The organism is Micromonospora sp. MH99, assembly GCF_021442385.1.
Classification (GTDB): domain Bacteria; phylum Actinomycetota; class Actinomycetes; order Mycobacteriales; family Micromonosporaceae; genus Micromonospora.
In genome coordinates, this window is record NZ_MUZA01000045.1 from 1 (window position 1) to 16,193 (window position 16,193).

The following is a 16,193-nucleotide window of genomic DNA, read 5'->3' on the forward strand; positions in this document are numbered from 1 at the left end:
CGCGACGGCCGGCGACCCGGTAGGGCTGGGTCACCCGGATCACCGCCAGGCCGGCCCCGACCGCCGAGTCCCGCACCGCGAGCAGGTCGGGCGCGTCCACGCTGCCGCCCGCCCCGTGCCCGAGCACCAGCAGGGCGGCGGCCGGCCGGGCCGGCAGGTCGGTGTCGATCCGCGCCGGGCCGCGGGGCGTGTCGATCTCTTCGCTGGGCAGCACCGACCCATTCTGCGCCGACCTCGCCGGTCAGCGGGATGGTTCACTCCCGGCGGTCAGCTCAGCGGCACCAGGGTGAGCAGACGGTCGCGGACCGGAGGGCCGGCGTCGTCGGCCGCGTCCGGATCGGGCTCGACCTCGCCGCGCCAGGCGACAAGCATCGCCCGCCGCTCGCGGGGTGTGGTCGCGCCCCACACGCCGTGGCAGTCGCCGACCTCCAGCGCCCAGGCCAGGCAGGAACCCTGCACGTCACAACTGCGGCACAGCGCGACGGCGGCATCCGCCGGTTCGTTCGGTGCCGGAAAAAACGTCTCCGGATCGACGTTCTGGCACGTCCCTCTGGTGCGCCACGCGTCGTCCTGTCGGCGTTCTCGCAAGGCCCGCAGCAGCCGCGGATCTCTCCGTGCCGCAGCCACCTCGTGCGGACGGGGCATACGCGCCCGTGTCATTCCACCCACCTCCCCCGTGGGACCGGCAAGATCGGTGGATGTCGTCCGCCCCGTGCGAATCGACAGCCACTACCGGCGCTGTGTTGTATCGCACTTCCGGACACCGAGACAAGGGCTTACGGAGAACATGGCTGAACGGCCAGGCGACGAATCGAGCAGAACCCTGGCAAATCGGTGCTCGACGATGCCTGTCATTTTCAGAACAGAGTCAGCTCCGATGGGACCGGCTGCGGCGGGACGGACACTCGGGCGGTCAACTCCGGGCCGTCGTTGCGGACGTCGCCCACCGCCGGCCCGACCGGGCGGATCTCCAACCCGGCCAGCCGATCGGACGACGCGGGCACGAGCAGGCGGTCGGGCTCGTCGCACGGCCCCAACCAGGACGACCACCGATCGGGCGGCAGCAGCACCGGCATCCGGTCGTGCACCTCGGCCAGCTCGCCGAGCGCCGCGGTGGTCAGCACGCTGAAGGTGAGCCGGCTCTCGGCCCCGGACTCCCAGACCGACCAGATGCCGGCCAGGGCGAGCACCGAGCCGTCGGCCGGGGTCATGAAGTACGCCTGCCGGCGGCCGTCGGGCTGGCGGACCCACTCGTACCAGCCGTCGGCCGGCACCAGGCAGCGGCGGCGGGCGAACGCCCCGGCGTACGCCCGGCTGGTGGCCACCGTCTCGGCCCGCGCGTTGATCATGCGGGCCGCGCCCGCGGCGGACCGGGACCAGTGCGGCAGAAAGCCCCAGCGGGCGACGCAGAGGCTGCGGTGCCCGTGCGGGGTGAGCCGGACCAGCGGCACGCGGTCGGTGGGCGCGACGTTGTGATCCGGCCGGATCGCGCCGTCGGTGTCGTCGGCCGACTCGAACAGCGCGCTCAACTCACCGGAACCACGGGTCGTCGCGTACCTGCCGCACATGCGCTCACGCTAACCCGTCGGGGGCCCTGCCTGCTGTCCCGCCAACCGGGAGTACGACCGCCGGTCGGCGTCACCCACCGGCCGACACGGCAGAATGTAACCGTGGGGAATCTGACCGCGACCCGGCCGCCACAGCCGTGGAGCGCACCGACCGCGTCCGACCCGGTGGCAGCGACACTGCGCCTGCCCGGCTCCAAGTCGATGACCGCCCGCGCCCTGGTGCTCAGCGCCGTGGCCGCCGGGCCGTCGACCCTGGCCGAGCCGCTGCGCGCGCGGGACACCGAGCTGATGGCCGCCGGCCTGCGCGCGATGGGCACGCACGTGTCGATCAACGACGACGAACGTTGGCTGGTCCGGCCGCACCCGCTGGTCGGCCCCGCCCACGTCGACGTGGGGCTGGCCGGCACCGTGATGCGGTTCCTGCCACCGGTGGCGGGGCTGACCGACGGGCAGGTCACCTTCGACGGCGACCCGTACGTCCGCACCCGGCCGCTCGGCCCGCTTGTCGACGCACTGCGCTCGCTGGGCGTGCGGATCGACGTCACCGGCACGGGCAGCCTCCCGCTGACAGTGCTCGGCACCGGTGGGGTCACCGGCGGCGAGGTGGTGATCGACGCGTCCGCGTCCAGCCAGTTGGTCTCCGGCCTGCTGCTGGCCGCCCCGCGCTTCGACCGGGGCCTCGTGGTGCGCCACGTCGGTGCGCCGGTGCCCTCCGCGCCCCACCTGCGGATGACGGTGCGGATGCTGCGGGCCGCCGGCGCGGCGGTCGACGACAGCACCCCCGACGTCTGGGCCGTCGAGCCCGGCCCGCTCACCGGGCGCGGCTGGGAGATCGAGCCAGACCTCTCCGGCGCCGTGCCGTTCTTCGCCGCGGCCCTGGTCACCGGCGGCGAGGTGACCCTGCAGGGCTGGCCGCACAGCAGCGCCCAGCCGGTCGAGCAGCTCCGGTCGCTGCTCCAGCGGATGGGCGGCGAGGTCACCCTCTCCACCAACGGGCTGACCGTCCGCGGCACCGGCGTGGTGCACGGTCTGACCGCCGACCTGTCCGACGTCGGCGAGCTGACCCTCGTGCTGACCGCGCTGGCCATGCTCGCCGACTCGCCGTCGGTCTTCACCGGCGTCGGGCACATCCGGGGCCACGAGACCGACCGGCTCGCCGCGCTCGCGCGGGAGTTCGGCGGGCTCGGGGCCGACATCACCGAGACGCCGGACGGGTTGGAGATCCGGCCGCGCCCGCTGCGCGGTGGCGTCTTCCGCACCTACCACGACCACCGGATGGCCCACGCCGCCGCGGTGGCCGGGCTCGCCGTCCCCGGCATCGAGGTGGACGACGTGGGGTGTACCTCCAAGACCATGCCCGAGTTCCCGGCACTATGGTCAGCGATGGTGACCGGAAAGTGACGCTCACTGAGAGCTGACGCGAGAAGAGGACAGGTCCTGGCGACCAAACGGCGGGAGTACGACGAGGACGACGTACGGGTCCGACCCGGAAAGTCGTCGCGCCCGCGTACGCGCACCCGCCCGCAGCACACCGACGCGGTGGACGGCTTCGTCATCGCCGTGGACCGGGGGCGCTACCAGTGCGTGCTGGCCGGGGCCGAACGCGGCGTGGTGGGGGCCGAGCTGCCCACGGTGACCGCGATGCGGGCCCGGGAGCTGGGCCGCAAGTCGGTGGTCGTGGGTGACCGCGTCAGCCTGGTCGGCGACACCTCCGGCGCCCAGGGCGCTCTCGCCCGGATCGTCCGGATCGCCGAGCGCCGCTCGGTGCTACGTCGCACCGCCGACGACGACGAGACCACCGCCGAGGGCCGGCTGGAACGGGTGGTGGTGGCCAACGCCGACCAGTTGGTGATCGTCAGCGCCCTGGCCGACCCGCCGCCGCGGACCGGGTTCATCGACCGCTGCCTGGTGGCCGCGTACGACGCGGACGTCGAGCCGCTGCTCTGCCTCACGAAGGCCGACCTGGCCGGGCCGGAGGAGGTGCTCGGCTACTACACCGAGCTGGAGCTGCCGTACGTGCTCAACCGCCCGGACTCCGACCTCGCCGCGCTCCGCGCGCTGCTGAGCGGCAAGGTGTCGGTGCTGGTCGGGCACTCCGGGGTGGGCAAGTCGACGCTCGTCAACCGCCTCGTCCCGGAGGCGCTGCGCGCGGTAGGCGTGGTCAGCGCGATCGGCCGGGGCCGGCACACCTCGACAAGCGCGGTGGCGCTGCGGCTGCCACCTGTGCCGGGCGTCGACACCGACCCGGGCTGGATCATCGACACCCCCGGGATCCGCAGCTTCGGGCTGGCGCACGTCTCCGCCGACAGCCTGCTGCACGGCTTCCCGGACCTCGTCGAGGGCACCGTCGACTGCCCGCCCAACTGTCAGCACACGGCCGACGAGACCGACTGCGCGCTGGACGCCTGGGTGGCCGCCGGCAAGGCCGACCCGCGCCGGCTGGCGTCGTACCGCCGGTTGCTCGCCTCGCGTGCCGGCGACGGTGACGCGCGCGGCGACAGCGACCAGCGCGGGCCCGGCGAGGGTGACCGGCGCGGGCCCGACGAGTGACCCGCGAGGCGTCGGCTAGGTTGCCGGCATGACCGGGTACGCCGACGACCTCGCCCTCGCCCACCTGCTCGCCGACCGGGCCGACGCCATCGCCATGGCCCGGTTCCGGGCGCTCGACCTGCGGGTGGAGACGAAGCCCGACCTGACCCCGGTCTCCGACGCGGACACCGCAGTGGAGCGGGAGATCCGCGCCCTGCTGGCCGAACACCGGCCCGCCGACGGGCTGCTCGGCGAGGAGTACGGCGCCGAGCCGTCCACCGATCCGAACGGCCGGCGGTGGATCGTCGACCCGATCGACGGCACCAAGAACTTCGTCCGTGGCGTGCCGATCTGGGCCAGCCTGATCGCGCTGTACGACGGCGACCGGCCGGCCGTCGGCGTGGTGTCGGCGCCGGCGTTGGGCCGACGCTGGTGGGCGAGCGCCGGCGCGGGCGCGTACGCCGGGCCGGGTCCGGCAGCCGGCGACCGGATCGGGGTGTCGGCGGTGCGCGAGGTCGCCGACGCGAGCGTCTGCTACTCGTCGCTGACCGGGTGGGAGGACGCCGGGCGACTCGACGCGATGCTCGACCTGCTGCGGGCCGGTTGGCGCAGCCGAGCGTACGGCGACTTCTACGGCTACATGTTGTTGGCCGAGGGCGCACTGGACGTGATGGCCGAGCCGGAGTTGTCGCTGTGGGACGTGGCGGCGCTGGTACCGATCATCACGGAAGCGGGTGGCACGGTCACGGATCTGGGCGGTCGACAGTCCCCCACCGGCGGGCCGGGCACCGAGAGCAGCGTGGTCGCCACCAACGGTGTACTGCACGCCGACATCCTCGCCCGGCTGGATCGACCAGCCGAGCGCTGACCCCCGGCAACCTCTATCCTCGCCAGGTGGTCTCCTCCGGCTGGTGCTTCCTCGCGGCGATGATCGTCGCGTACGGCTTCGCCAACCTGCTCCAGTCGGTGGCTGCGGCGCGCACCACAGTGCACCACACCTTCGATCCGGGTCTGCTGCTGCGCCTGGCCGGGCACCGGACGTACCTGGTGGGGCTGTGCTGCCAGATCGGCGGGTTCGTGCTCGCCTTCCTGGCCCGACGGGACCTGCCCCTGTTCCTGGTGCAGGCGAGCGTGGCGGCCGGGCTCGGGGTGACCGCCATCATCGGCGTTCTGGTGCTGAAGTGGCGGATGCCGGCGGCGGAGGTGGCCCTGCTGGCCCTGCTCTTCGCCGGGATCACCGCGCTGGTGCTGGCCGCGCGGCCGGCGCCGTCGAAGCAGCTCGGCACCGCCGGCTCGGTGGCCCTGCTGGCGGCGCTCGGCGTCATCGCGGTGCTCGGTGTCTTCGCCGTCCGGCTGCACGGAGCGCCCGGGTCGGTGGCCCTGGGCTCGCTGGCCGGGCTGGCGTTCTCGTCAGCGGCCGTCGCGGCCCGGCCGCTGGCCTCCGCGCCGTCGGCCGAGGCGTTCCTCGCCAACCCGCTGTTCTACCTGCTGATCGCCCACTCGATCGTCGGCCAACTGCTGCTCGGGCTGGCCATGCAGCGCGGCTCGACGACCGCGGCGGTCGCCGCCATGGACGCCGCCGGAGCGGTGCCGGCGGCGATCGTCGGTCTGCTGCTGCTCAACGACAAGATCTGGCCGGGTCGCGAGTGGCTGGCCGCCGCCGGATTCCTGGTCACCCTGGCCGCCGTGATCGGCCTGACCCGCTACGCGCAACCGCAGCAGCACCGTTCGGTGGCGCACCGCCACGACCGGGCCATGGTCAGCGCGGGCCGGTCCGTCTGACCGACCCGCGCATCCGGCGGCACCCCGCTCACGCCTCGACGGGCTTGCGGCGGCTCACCACCCGCTCGTAGAGGCGTTCCAGGGCGCCGGCGGTCCGTTCCCACGTGTAACTGCTGCGGACCCGGTCCACCGCGGCGTGCCCGTACGCGAACCGGCCGGCGTTGTCGGCGAGCAGCCGGCGCAGGGAGACCCCGAGCGTGCGTACGTCACCGGGGGGCACCAGACGGCCGGTGACCTCGTCGACCACCGCGTCCGCCAGGCCGCCCATCGCGTAACCGACAACCGGCACCCCACAGGCCATGGCCTCCAGGGAGACCCGTCCCGCCGAGGAGTAGTGCGGCGTGCAGGCCACCACGTCGGCCGACCGGTACCAGGTCGCCATCTGGTCGTGCGGCACCGCCCCGACCAGGCGGACCTGCTCGGCCACCCCGGCCCGTTCGGCCAGCTCGCGCAGGCGACGCGCCTCCGCGTGGTTGGCCAGCTGGCCGGCCGGTGGACCACCGGCGATCACCAGTTCGGCGTCGCCGACCAGCCGCATCGCCCGGATCAGGTCGTCCTGGCCGTGGCCCGGGGACAGTCCGCCGACGGAGAGGATCCGGGCCCGCTGTTCGCGCGGGGCCGCTTCGCCGTCCGGGTGGAACTGCGCGGTGTCCACCCCGGCCGGCACCATCGCCACGGAGGTACGTTGCAGACCCATCCGGGTCAGCTCGTCCACCTCGTCGTTGCACTGGGCGACGGCGATGTCCACCGCCCGGGTCAGCGCCCGCTCCAGCGGGATCCGCTCCCCCGGGCCGTCGTACTCGCCGCCCAGGTGGCGCAGCTGCTCCACACCGAGCGAGTGGAAGGTCTGCACGACCGGGATGTCGGTCTCCCGGACGGCGTGCGCGGCGGCCAGGCCGCCGATCCAGTAGTGCCCGTGCACCACCTCGGGGCGCCAGGCGCCGCCCCACTCGTCGGTCAGCCACCGCCCGAACTCGGTGACGTGCGGGATCAGACCGGCGGTGGGCAGGGCGGTCGCCGGGCCGACGGGCACCCGGTGCACCCGGTAGCCGCCGACGTCCGCCGTCGCCGGCAGGTCAGGGTCGTCCCGACGTTCGTAGATGCGGACGTCGTGGCCTCTTCCGGCCAGTTCGGCGGCGACCCGCGCGATGTGTTGTTGGGTGCCGACCGGCGGGCCGTCGGCATGCCGGTACGAGCTGGTGTGCGCGCAGACGAGGCCGACGCGCATGGGTCACCTCCCTGCGATCTTTTCCTCGGCGGTCCCGGTCAGAGCGTCCCATTAACCTCAGAGCCCCGAGCCGAAACCTGGCAGATCGGGAACAGTCACCGCAGGTGCCACCGACACTTGCGTCACGGCAAGCACATGAGCCCCGATTTCGCCCGGCGCACCGGGCGGATCCGATGATCGTCGGGCGGCGATTGGTATGACCGGGCCCGACCGGGGGTACCGCTGCAGAATGCCGCTGACCCGCACCCTCGACGATTCGACCGTGGTGATCACCGGCGCCTCCAGCGGGATCGGCACGGCCACCGCGTACGCCCTGGCCCGCCGGGGCGCGGCGGTGGTGCTCGCCGCCCGCAGCGAGCCCGCGTTGCGACAGGTCGCGCAGCGCTGCCGGGAGCTGGGCGGCCGGGCGGTGGCCGTCCCGACCGACGTGACCGATCTGGAGTCGGTGCAACGGCTGGCCGACCGCGCGGTGGGCGAATTCGGCCGCATCGACGCCTGGGTGAACAACGCCGCGGTGAGCGCGGTGGGCCTGTTCGACGAGATCCCCGTCGCCGAGTTCCGGCGCGTGCTGGAGGTCAACCTGCTGGGCACTGTGCACGGCATCAAGGCCGCTCTGCCGTACCTCGGCGCGGCCGGCGGCGGCGTGCTGGTCAACAACGCGTCGGTGCTGGCCGAGGTGGCGATGCCGTACCAGTCGGCGTACAACGCCGCGAAGCACGGCATCCGTGGGCTGGCCGACACCGTCCGGCAGGAGCTGCGGGTGACCGGTCGCGGGCAGATCTCCGTCTGCACCGTCCTGCCGGCCACCATCGACACCCCGTTCTTCCGGCACGCGGCCAACCACAGCGGTCGCGAGCTGGTGCCACCCCCGCCGATCTACCCGCCGGAGGTGGTCGCCGAGACGATCGTGCGGCTGCTGCGCCGGCCGCGCCGCGAGGCGTACGCCGGTGGCGCCGCACGGCTGCTCGGCCTGCAGTGGCGGCTGGCGCCGGCCCTTGTCGAACGCACCCTCGGCTGGTACGCCCACCGCACCCAGTTCGGCCCGGGCGCCCGGCTCGACAGCACCGGCAACGTGTTCCACGCCGACGGGCAGGCCAGCCGCAGCGGTGGCTGGCACGGTCGACGGCGTCAGCTGGTTCGGATGACCGCCGCGTTCGGTCTCGCCGCGGCCGGCACCGCTGTCGGCACCATGGCCATGAACCGCCGATCCCGATCGGTTCGCTGATGACAGGCGTCGACCGACCGCAGGCGCCGTACGTCAGCGGGCCGCACCCCGAAACGACCATCGGAGTGAACGAGCGCTGCCGGGTGGAGGTCGACGAGTCGTCCCCGGTCATCCGGTTGAGCGGGGTGCTCGACACCGCCGGGGCGCCCCGGGTCCACGACGCGTTGCTGGCACGGCTCAGCGACCGGCCCGGCCCGGTGGTCGCCGACGTGACCGGGTTGCGGGTCACCGACCCGGCCGGGCGGGGCGTCTTCGCCGAGGTCCGCCGGGAGATCGCCGACTGGCCGGCCGCGGACCTGCTGCTGTGCGACCCGGCGGTCTCCGGGCCCGGTCGCCCCGACGCCGTCCTGGCGGGTGTGCCGGCCTGGCCCACCCTCGACGCCGCGCTGGCCGCTGTCGCGGCGGCCCCGCTGGCGGCGGTGCTGACCGCCGAGCTGCCGCCGACCCCGGAGTCCGCCCGGCAGGCCCGCGAGCTGGTCGCCACCGGTTGCGTGCGCTGGGGCATGCCGGCCCTGACCGAGCCGGCGCAGATCGCGGTCACCGAGATGGTCAACAACGTGGTCACGCACGCCCGGACCCCGATGAGCGTCCGGCTGGCGCCGCAGGACGACACCCTGCACCTGGCGGTTCGGGACCACTCGTCGCGCCGGCCCACATTCGAAGGTCTGTCCCCGCCGAACCGCGTGGGCGGCCGGGGTCTGCTGCTGATCGACACCGTGGCCCGACGGTGGGGCACCAGCATGGTGCCGGACGGCAAGGTCGTCTGGTGCGTGCTGCACCCGGACGACGAGGCAGCGCAGGGCTGACGGACTTCCCGCACCCGGTGTCCGGTTCGCCGCCGCATGACCGGCGGTGCTCCGGTTACGGCGGGAGGGCAGCGGGTAGTGATCAGACATGCGCGACAACGAGTACCCGACCCCCGTGTCCGACACCGAGGCGGAGGGGCTGCCCGACACCGCCGATGACGACTCGAGCGCCAACGACGACGTGCTCACCGGCCGCGAGGCGGACGGCCCGGAGCCGGCCCAGCTGCCCGGCGACCGGACGCCGGTGGCCGTCGACCGCTTCGGGACGACCGCCGAGGAGCAACTGGACGGGGAGTCGTTGGACTACAAGCTCGATCGGGAGGTCTACGAGCGTCCGGCGGACGACCCGCTGGCCGGGACGATCGACCCGAAGATCGCCTTCGAGGCGGACAACCTGGAAGCCGCGGCCGAGGCCCAGTTGGACGCCGACGTGATGGACCCGGGGCCGACGTCGGATCCCAACTCGCCGGTCTCCCTCTACGACCACGGCCAGCTCGGCACGGTCGCCGACGCCACGGTGGGCCGGCTCGTGGAACCGGACGAGGGAGCGCACACCGACCAGGAGACCGACTCCGTGGCGTACGACGCCGGGTCGGCTGGCGGCGGGGCGACCGCGGAGGAGCTGGCCATCCACGAGACCGAGCCGCCGCGCTCGGTCTGAGCCGATCAGTCGTCCAGGCCACGCTCGATCGCGTAACGGGTCAACTCGACCCGGTTGTGCAGTTGCAGCTTGCCGAGCGTGTTCTGGACGTGGTTCTGCACCGTCCGGTGGGACAGGCCGAGCCGCTGCGCGATCTGCTTGTACGACATTCCCTTGGCCACCAGGCGCAGCACCTCGGTTTCCCGGTCGGTGAGGCGGGGCGTTCCCGGCTCCGCGTCCCCGGTCGCGTCCTGCCCCGGCCCGGCGGCCATCCGCCGGTACTCCCCCAGCACCAACCCCGCCAGGCCGGGCGTGAAGACCGGGTCACCGGCGGCGGTGCGGCGGACCGCGTCGAGGAACGCGGCGGGCGCCGTCGACTTCACCAGGTAGCCGGTGGCGCCCGCCTTGACCGCGTCGAGCACGCTCTGCTCCTCGCCGCTGGCGCTGAGCATCAGCACCCGGACCTCGGGCAGCGCGGCGCGCAGCCCGACGACCACCTCGACCCCGGAGATGTCCGGTAGTTGCAGGTCGAGGACCACCACGTCGGGGCGGGCGGCGGCGGCCACCCGGATCGCCTGTCGCCCCTCGCCGCTGGTCGCCACCACCAGGAAACCAGCCTCGGCGAGGTCGCGGGCCACGCCCTCGCGCCACATCGGATGGTCGTCGACCACCATCACCCGCACGGCCGTCACCGCTGCGTCCTCGGCACGATCAGCTCGATCTCGGTGCCCGCGTCGGGGGTCGACATGATCCGGACCGTACCCCCGAGGTCGGTCACCCGGCCACGGATCGACTGGGCCACGCCGAGCCGTCCCTGCGCCGCGGCCTCGACCAGCCGGCCGGCCGGGATGCCCGGCCCCTCGTCCCGGATCGACACGGTCACGGTCTCCCCCTCGTCCTCGATCAACACCCAGGCCCGCCCGCCGGCGTGGCGGCCCACGTTGTCCAGGGCCGCGCCGGCCGCGGCCGCCAACTCGCCGGCCACCTGCCGGGGCAGGGCCACCGGGGTGGCGGGGGCCGAGACCGACACCGCCGCCGACGCGTACCGGCCGAGCAGACCGCGCAGGTCCACCGCTTCCGCCCCGGCGTCGGCCGGTGCGGTGCCGGCGATCAGCGCCCGCAGCGCGGCCTCCTGCTCACCGGCGAGCCGGGCCAGTTCGCCGGCCTCGCCGGGCAGGTGCGCGCCGCGCCGCTGCACCAGCGCCAGCACCTGGAGCACCGAGTCGTGGATGTCGCGTGCCAGTCGTTCCCGCTCCCGGGTGGCCGCCTCCAACTCCACCGCGTGTTGCAGGCGTTCCTCGGCGGCCACGGCGAGCCGGGCGACGTGGCCGACCACCACCCCGGCGAGCAGCAGCAGGATCACTCCGGTGAAGGAGGACTGGCTGATCCGTTCCCGGGTGGCCACGTCCGCGCCGGCGACCAGCAGCGCGGCCACCGTGCCCCGCCGCCGGCCGCCGGAGACCGCCCAGGCCAGCACCGGGCCGGCCATCCAGGCAACCCCCAGGGTGGGTACGCCGTGGGCGAGCGCCTCCCGTCCGATCACCCAGGGGGTGGACAGCACGATGGCGACCACCACCCCGAGGTCTGCCAGCAGCAGCGGCCAGCGGCGCCAGGCGGAGCGGGCGTACCCGACGGCTGTCACGGCGGTCCAGAGGATCATCGCCAGGACCAGGGCGCCGACGGCGAACGGGTGGTCGTACCGGTCGGCGTCGCGTACGGCGAGCGCGCAGACGTACAGGAGGGAGGTGACCCGGAACACCGTGAGCGCCCGCCAGAGCGGCACCTCGAAACCACCCGACGGCGACGGCATGGCGGTCAGGATGCCACAGCGGGGCCGGCGGCGCGGGGCCACGGAGTGCACATCAAGGAACCCTGACGTACGGTTGAAAAGCCGCGAAATACTCCGAGATCCGCTGTCGGGACGGGCCATGACGAATGCAGATCCGCACGCACCGCGTACGGTTGTGCCCATCGAACCCTCCCTCCTGATCGCCGAGGCCTTCGAGCAGGCCCAGGTGACCGAGATTCGACACTCGGTCACCTCCTGCGCGCACGCCTCCGGCCTCGACGGCCAACGGCTGGACGACTTCGTGCTGGCGGTCAACGAGTTGATCACCAACGCCGTGCGGCACGGCGGCGGGCGCGGGTGGCTGCGGCTCTGGCGGGAGCCCGGCGCGCTGTTCTGCGAGGTGGCGGACCACGGCCAGGGCATCACCCCGCAGCGGCTTGGCGACCGGAGCCGTCCCGCCCCGGACACCGCGGGCGGGTGGGGTCTCTGGCTGGCCCGGGAGCTGACCGACGCCATGGAGATCGCCACCAGCGCCGCCGGCACCACCGTCCGCATCGCCGCCACCCTCGCCGCCACCGACCGCACCAAGCGCTGAGACCGGGCCGGGCGCTAGCGGGCTCACCCGAACAGGGCCGAGACCGACTCCCCGTTGTGAATCCGGCGCATGGCCTCGGCCAGGGCGGGAGCCACCGAGAGGACCTGGAGTTTCCCGACCCGCTTCTCGGCCGGGATGGGGACGGTGTTGGTGCAGACGATCTCCAACACGCCGTCCTGGTCGCTGAGCCGCCGCAGCGCGTCGCCGGAGAACAGGCCGTGCGTGCAGGCCAGCCGGATCGAGCGCACCTTCAGGCCGCGCAGGTGCTCCATCAGCTCGACCACGGTGCTGCCCTTGGCGATCTCGTCGTCCAGCACGATGACGTCCCGGTCGGCGACCTCGCCGATCACGGCACTGATCTTGACCAGGTCGTCGCTGAACCGCTGCTTCGCACCGGCCGCCACCGGCGTGCCGAGCAGCCGGGCGAAGGCGGCGGCCTCCTTGGCGTTGCCCAGGTCCGGCGAGACCACCACCGTGTTGCTGAGGTCGTAGCGCCGGAAGTGGGTGGCCAGCTCGCGCAGCGCGTGCAGATGATCGACTGGGACGCTGAAGAAGCCGTGCACCTGCGGCGAGTGCAGGGTCATCGCGAGTACCCGGTCCGCACCCGCCGAGGTGAGCAGGTCGGCGACGAGCCGGGCCCCGATCGAGATGCGCGGCGCGTCCTTCTTGTCCGAGCGGGCGTACGCGTAGTGCGGCAGCACCACGGTGATCCGGCCGGCGGACGCGCCCCGCGCCGCGTCGATCATCAGCAGCAGCTCGACGAGGTTCTCCTGCACCGGGGGGACCAGCGGCTGGATCAGGAAGACGTCCCGCTCCCGGCAGTTGGCCTGCAACTGCACTTCCAGGCAGTCGTTGGCGAACCGGGAGACCCGCACCGGATGCAGCGGCACCCCCAGGTGGGCGCAGATCTCGGCAGCCAGGTCGGGATGGGCGGTTCCACTGAAAACGGCGATGTCGCGCACGTTCGCACATCGTAGGCGAAGCCCCGGCCAACGTGACGTCTGTCGCTCCGCGCCGCCGGTTTGGGTACGGTGCTGCCGTGAGGACCGAGTACGTCGCCGCCATCGACCAGGGCACCACCTCCTCGCGGTGCATCGTCTTCGACTCCGCCGGGGACATCGTCGCCTCGGCCCAGCGCGAGCACCGGCAGATCTTCCCCCGGCCCGGCTGGGTGGAGCACGACGCCGAGGAGATCTGGGACAACGTCCAGCAGGTGGTCGCCGAGGCGCTGCGGGCCGCCGGCACCGACGCGGCCGGGCTCGCCGCCGTGGGCATCACCAACCAGCGGGAGACCACAGTCGTCTGGGACCGGGCCACCGGCCGCCCGGTGGCCAACGCCATCGTCTGGCAGGACACCCGCACCGGGCCGCTGCTGCGCGAGCTGGCCTCGGCGTACGGCGAGGAGCGCTTGCGGGCCCGCACCGGCCTGCCGCTGGCCACCTACTTCGCCGGCCCGAAGCTGCGCTGGCTGCTCGACGAGGTCGACGGCCTGCGCGAGCGCGCCGAGCGGGGCGAGGTGCTCTTCGGCACGATGGACAGCTGGCTGATCTGGAAACTCACCGGCGAGCACGTCACCGACGTGACCAACGCCAGCCGGACCATGCTGATGGACCTCGCCACCCTCGACTGGGATCCGGAACTGCTGGACGCGCTGGGCGTGCCGGCGGCGATGCTCCCGGAGATCCGCTGCTCCGCCGAGGTGTACGGCACCGCCACCGGCGTGCTCGCCGGCGTGCCGGTGGCCAGCGCGCTCGGCGACCAGCAGGCCGCCCTGTTCGGGCAGACCTGCTTCCAGCCGGGCGAGGCGAAGTGCACCTACGGCACCGGCAGCTTCCTGCTGCTCAACACGGGCGCCAGCCCGGTGCCCTCCACCCACGGCCTGCTCACCACCGTCGCGTACCAGATCAAGGGCCAACCTCCGGCGTACGCCCTGGAGGGCGCCATCGCCGTCACCGGCTCGCTGGTGCAGTGGCTGCGCGACAACCTCGGGCTGATCTCCAGCGCCGCGGAGGTGGAGGACCTGGCCCGCACCGTGGACGACAACGGCGGCTGTTACGTAGTGCCGGCGTTCTCCGGGCTCTTCGCCCCGCACTGGCGCAGCGACGCGCGCGGCGTGATCGCCGGGCTGACCGGCTACATCACCAAGGGGCACCTGGCCCGGGCGGTGCTGGAGGCGTCGGCGTGGCAGACCCGCGAGGTGGTCGACGCGATGAACGCCGATTCCGACGTGGCGCTGCGCCGACTCCGGGTGGACGGCGGGATGACCGCCAACGGCCTGCTCATGCAGTTCCTCGCCGACGTGCTCGACGTGCCGGTGGTCCGCTCCCGGATCACCGAGACCACCTGCCTCGGCGCGGCGTACGCGGCCGGCCTGGCGGTGGGCTTCTGGCCGGACCTGGCCACCCTGCGCGCGCAGTGGCGCTCCGACGCGCAGTGGGAGTCGACGATGGCACCGGAGCTACGCGACAGCGAGCTGCGCCAGTGGCGCAAGGCCGTGCAGCGCACGCTCGACTGGGTGGAGTGACAGAGGCGACCAGGTGAAGCGCCGCGCAGGCGCCCGGCTGAAGCGGCGCGCGGACACCCGGACGAAGCGGCGCGCGGACACCCGGGCGAAGCGGCGCGCGGACACCCGGGCGAAGCGGCGCGCGGACGCCCGGCTGAAGTCCGCCCTGGGCGGACGCCCGGGCGAAGCGGCGCGCGGACGCCCGGCTGAAGTCCGCCCTGGGCGGACGCCCGGCTGGAGCGCCGTAAGCCCGGTGCCGGACCGGCCAACCGTCCCAGCCAAGCGTGCCCGGCCAAGCACCCACGTGCGCGTCCTTTGCTCTGCTTCAGCGGAGGCAACAGAAAGGTGCCCTGAGTGTTGCGCCGGTTGAAGCAGAGCAAAGGACGCACAGTGGTGCCCCGGCCCAGCGAGCGACCCGGCGAAACGGAGCAACCCAGCGAAACGGAGCAACCCGGCGCAGCGCGCAACCCGGCGCAGCGGGCGACCCGGCGGACCGAGAGACCTGGCGGACCGAGAGACCTGGCGGACCGAGAGACCTGGCGGACCGAGAGACCTGGCGACCCGCTCAGCTCCAGCGGTTGCCGGTGAGCTTCTCGTAGACCTCGACGTAGCGGGCGCGCGTCGCCTCGACGACCTCGGCGGGCACGTCCGGCGCCGGAGGCAGCTTGTTCCAACCGCTGCCGGTGGCCCAGTCCCGCACGTACTGCTTGTCGTAGGAGAACTGCACCCGGCCCGGCTGGTACGACTCGGCCGGCCAGAACCGCGACGAGTCGGAGGTGAGCAGCTCGTCGGCGAGCACCAGGGTGCCGTCCGGCGCCCAGCCCAGCTCGATCTTGGTGTCGGCGATCAGGATGCCCCGGTCGGCGGCCAGCTCGGCACCGCGCCGGTAGACGTCGATGGTGATCTGTCGCAGCCGTTCGGCGGTCTCGTCGCCCACCTTGTCCACCACGTCGGCGTACGTGATCGGCTCGTCGTGCTCGCCGGCCGGCGCCTTGCTCGACGGCGTGAAGATCGGCTCGGGCAGGATCGACGCCTCGACGAGCCCGCGCGGCAGCGGTACGCCGGAGACCGCGCCGGTGCGCTCGTACTCCCGCAGGCCGCCGCCGGTGAGGTAACCCCGGGCGACGCACTCGACCGGGACCATGTCCAGCCGCTGGCAGCGGATGGCCCGCCCGGCGAACTCGGCCGGCACGTCGGTGGCCGAGATGACGTGGTTCGGCACCAGGTCGGCGAGCTGCTCGAACCACCACAGCGAGAGGGCAGTGAGCAGCCGACCCTTGTCCGGAATCGGTGTCGGGAGGGGCACGTCGTAGATCGAGATGCGGTCCGAGGCGACCAGAATCAGGTCGTCGCCGTCGGCGTACACGTCCCGAACCTTGCCCGAGTGCAGAAGTTCCACGCGCCCTAGTACACCACGCGACGACGACGGGCCCGTTCCGGCCACCCATACCACCCGCGGGCTGCCGGGTGACCGGACGGACGTTGACACCCTCCTGCGCCGCCTGCGTGAATGGTCCGACCCGTCCGT

General features: G+C 73.5%; 15 protein-coding genes and 2 pseudogenes. 9 read left to right on the plus strand and 8 right to left on the minus strand.

Going from position 1 to position 16,193, the window contains the following annotated elements:
* From B0E54_RS21615 to B0E54_RS21625, 3 genes and pseudogenes are all read right to left on the minus strand, one after another.
* Window positions 1-214 (minus strand): annotated as a pseudogene (locus tag B0E54_RS21615) (alpha/beta hydrolase); the annotation flags it as partial.
* 53 nt (window positions 215-267) lie between these two features.
* Window positions 268-660, minus strand: coding sequence for a WhiB family transcriptional regulator (locus B0E54_RS21620; protein ID WP_234587627.1), 393 nt, complete (start codon window positions 658-660; stop codon window positions 268-270).
* A gap of 197 nt (window positions 661-857) precedes the next feature.
* Window positions 858-1,568, minus strand: coding sequence for an SOS response-associated peptidase (locus B0E54_RS21625; protein WP_234587628.1), 711 nt, complete (start codon window positions 1,566-1,568; stop codon window positions 858-860).
* 102 nt (window positions 1,569-1,670) lie between these two features.
* On the opposite strand from B0E54_RS21625, the gene aroA reads away from it, so the two are divergent.
* The 4 genes and pseudogenes from aroA to B0E54_RS21645 all read left to right on the plus strand — a co-directional run bounded on the left by aroA (window position 1,671) and on the right by B0E54_RS21645 (window position 5,950).
* Window positions 1,671-2,969 (plus strand): 3-phosphoshikimate 1-carboxyvinyltransferase, encoded by a 1,299-nt coding sequence (gene aroA, locus B0E54_RS21630; protein WP_234587629.1) that lies wholly within the window; start codon window positions 1,671-1,673, stop codon window positions 2,967-2,969.
* A 6-nt stretch (window positions 2,970-2,975) separates the two neighbouring features.
* Entirely contained in the window at window positions 2,976-4,118 is a 1,143-nt protein-coding gene (rsgA, locus tag B0E54_RS21635) for a ribosome small subunit-dependent GTPase A (protein WP_374109298.1), read from the plus strand.
* Window positions 4,119-4,146: 28 nt separating this feature from the next.
* Window positions 4,147-4,965 carry a histidinol-phosphatase gene (gene hisN, locus B0E54_RS21640; protein WP_234587630.1) on the plus strand — a complete coding sequence of 273 codons (819 nt, stop codon included), beginning with the start codon at window positions 4,147-4,149 and terminating at the stop codon, window positions 4,963-4,965.
* A gap of 59 nt (window positions 4,966-5,024) precedes the next feature.
* A pseudogene (locus B0E54_RS21645) lies at window positions 5,025-5,950 on the plus strand (hypothetical protein).
* Here B0E54_RS21645 and B0E54_RS21650 read toward each other — a convergent pair.
* Entirely contained in the window at window positions 5,908-7,107 is a 1,200-nt protein-coding gene (locus B0E54_RS21650) for a glycosyltransferase (RefSeq protein ID WP_234587631.1), read from the minus strand. The pseudogene B0E54_RS21645 and the gene B0E54_RS21650 overlap by 43 nt on opposite strands.
* 229 nt (window positions 7,108-7,336) lie before the next feature.
* On the opposite strand from B0E54_RS21650, the gene B0E54_RS21655 reads away from it, so the two are divergent.
* The 3 genes from B0E54_RS21655 to B0E54_RS21665 all read left to right on the plus strand — a co-directional run bounded on the left by B0E54_RS21655 (window position 7,337) and on the right by B0E54_RS21665 (window position 9,799).
* Window positions 7,337-8,332 (plus strand): SDR family oxidoreductase, encoded by a 996-nt coding sequence (locus tag B0E54_RS21655; RefSeq protein WP_234587632.1) that lies wholly within the window; start codon window positions 7,337-7,339, stop codon window positions 8,330-8,332.
* Window positions 8,332-9,138 (plus strand): ATP-binding protein, encoded by an 807-nt coding sequence (locus B0E54_RS21660; RefSeq protein WP_234587633.1) that lies wholly within the window; start codon window positions 8,332-8,334, stop codon window positions 9,136-9,138. Before B0E54_RS21655 ends, B0E54_RS21660 begins: the two co-directional genes overlap by 1 nt.
* 88 nt (window positions 9,139-9,226) lie before the next feature.
* Entirely contained in the window at window positions 9,227-9,799 is a 573-nt protein-coding gene (locus tag B0E54_RS21665) for a DUF5709 domain-containing protein (RefSeq protein ID WP_234587634.1), read from the plus strand.
* A gap of 5 nt (window positions 9,800-9,804) precedes the next feature.
* Here B0E54_RS21665 and B0E54_RS21670 read toward each other — a convergent pair whose 3' ends face one another.
* A complete protein-coding gene (locus B0E54_RS21670) occupies window positions 9,805-10,452 on the minus strand; it encodes a response regulator transcription factor (RefSeq protein WP_234587696.1) in 648 nt (215 codons plus the stop codon).
* A 14-nt stretch (window positions 10,453-10,466) separates the two neighbouring features.
* On the minus strand, window positions 10,467-11,588 hold the full coding sequence (gene macS, locus B0E54_RS21675) for a MacS family sensor histidine kinase (protein WP_234587635.1): 1,122 nt from the start codon (window positions 11,586-11,588) through the stop codon (window positions 10,467-10,469).
* Between the two features lie 118 nt (window positions 11,589-11,706).
* On the opposite strand from macS, the gene B0E54_RS21680 reads away from it, so the two are divergent.
* Window positions 11,707-12,162 carry an ATP-binding protein gene (locus B0E54_RS21680; RefSeq protein WP_234587636.1) on the plus strand — a complete coding sequence of 152 codons (456 nt, stop codon included), beginning with the start codon at window positions 11,707-11,709 and terminating at the stop codon, window positions 12,160-12,162.
* Window positions 12,163-12,185: 23 nt separating this feature from the next.
* Here B0E54_RS21680 and B0E54_RS21685 read toward each other — a convergent pair whose 3' ends face one another.
* The gene (locus B0E54_RS21685) at window positions 12,186-13,124 is read right to left on the minus strand and encodes a ribose-phosphate pyrophosphokinase (protein WP_234587638.1); all 939 of its coding nucleotides are present in this window, start codon (window positions 13,122-13,124) and stop codon (window positions 12,186-12,188) included.
* A gap of 77 nt (window positions 13,125-13,201) precedes the next feature.
* On the opposite strand from B0E54_RS21685, the gene glpK reads away from it, so the two are divergent.
* Window positions 13,202-14,686 carry a glycerol kinase GlpK gene (glpK, locus tag B0E54_RS21690; RefSeq protein WP_234587640.1) on the plus strand — a complete coding sequence of 495 codons (1,485 nt, stop codon included), beginning with the start codon at window positions 13,202-13,204 and terminating at the stop codon, window positions 14,684-14,686.
* A 544-nt stretch (window positions 14,687-15,230) separates the two neighbouring features.
* On the opposite strand, the gene B0E54_RS21695 is transcribed toward glpK, so the two are convergent.
* Window positions 15,231-16,064: a phosphoribosylaminoimidazolesuccinocarboxamide synthase gene (locus tag B0E54_RS21695; RefSeq protein WP_234587642.1), complete on the minus strand. Its 834-nt coding sequence runs from the start codon at window positions 16,062-16,064 to the stop codon at window positions 15,231-15,233.
* Between the last annotated feature and the right edge of the window lie 129 nt (window positions 16,065-16,193).

What these genes read in the sequence shown, in the direction of transcription:
- B0E54_RS21620 (WP_234587627.1), bottom strand. Translation starts at nt 660, where the DNA reads ATGACACGGGCGCGTATGCCCCGTCCGCACGAGGTGGCTGCGGCACGG.
- B0E54_RS21625 (WP_234587628.1), bottom strand. Translation starts at nt 1,568, where the DNA reads ATGTGCGGCAGGTACGCGACGACCCGTGGTTCCGGTGAGTTGAGCGCG.
- hisN (WP_234587630.1), top strand. Translation starts at nt 4,147, where the DNA reads ATGACCGGGTACGCCGACGACCTCGCCCTCGCCCACCTGCTCGCCGAC.
- B0E54_RS21650 (WP_234587631.1), bottom strand. Translation starts at nt 7,107, where the DNA reads ATGCGCGTCGGCCTCGTCTGCGCGCACACCAGCTCGTACCGGCATGCC.
- B0E54_RS21655 (WP_234587632.1), top strand. Translation starts at nt 7,337, where the DNA reads ATGCCGCTGACCCGCACCCTCGACGATTCGACCGTGGTGATCACCGGC.
- B0E54_RS21660 (WP_234587633.1), top strand. Translation starts at nt 8,332, where the DNA reads ATGACAGGCGTCGACCGACCGCAGGCGCCGTACGTCAGCGGGCCGCAC.
- B0E54_RS21665 (WP_234587634.1), top strand. Translation starts at nt 9,227, where the DNA reads ATGCGCGACAACGAGTACCCGACCCCCGTGTCCGACACCGAGGCGGAG.
- B0E54_RS21670 (WP_234587696.1), bottom strand. Translation starts at nt 10,452, where the DNA reads ATGGTGGTCGACGACCATCCGATGTGGCGCGAGGGCGTGGCCCGCGAC.
- macS (WP_234587635.1), bottom strand. Translation starts at nt 11,588, where the DNA reads ATGCCGTCGCCGTCGGGTGGTTTCGAGGTGCCGCTCTGGCGGGCGCTC.
- B0E54_RS21680 (WP_234587636.1), top strand. Translation starts at nt 11,707, where the DNA reads ATGACGAATGCAGATCCGCACGCACCGCGTACGGTTGTGCCCATCGAA.